This window comes from Mesorhizobium sp. M1A.T.Ca.IN.004.03.1.1, from assembly GCF_003997555.1.
Classification (GTDB): domain Bacteria; phylum Pseudomonadota; class Alphaproteobacteria; order Rhizobiales; family Rhizobiaceae; genus Mesorhizobium.
In genome coordinates, this window is the sequence record NZ_RZTV01000602.1 from 1 (window position 1) to 257 (window position 257).

Genomic DNA, 257 nt, shown 5'->3' on the forward strand with positions numbered 1-257 from the left:
CGGATCTGCTCGCGCTCGGTCGAGACAGCTTTCATGCGCTTGCTGAGATCGCCGCGCTCGAAGAAGGGGATGGCGATCGTGTAGAAAGTCGCGAAGACGGCGATCGCGACGAAAACAGCGATCAACATGCTCGGATTGGTCAGCGTTGCGGCAAGATCCTGCGACATGGTGCTTCTCTCCCGCTAGATGTCGAAATTGACCATGTTGCGCATGACGAGGATGCCGATCGACATCCAGATCGCCGAGGCGCCCATGAT

Annotated in this window: 1 pseudogene; it reads right to left on the reverse strand. The window is 58.0% G+C overall.

Going from position 1 to position 257, the window contains the following annotated elements:
• Nucleotides 1-167 (reverse strand): annotated as a pseudogene (locus tag EOD29_RS33045) (type II secretion system F family protein); the annotation flags it as partial.
• Between the last annotated feature and the right edge of the window lie 90 nt (nt 168-257).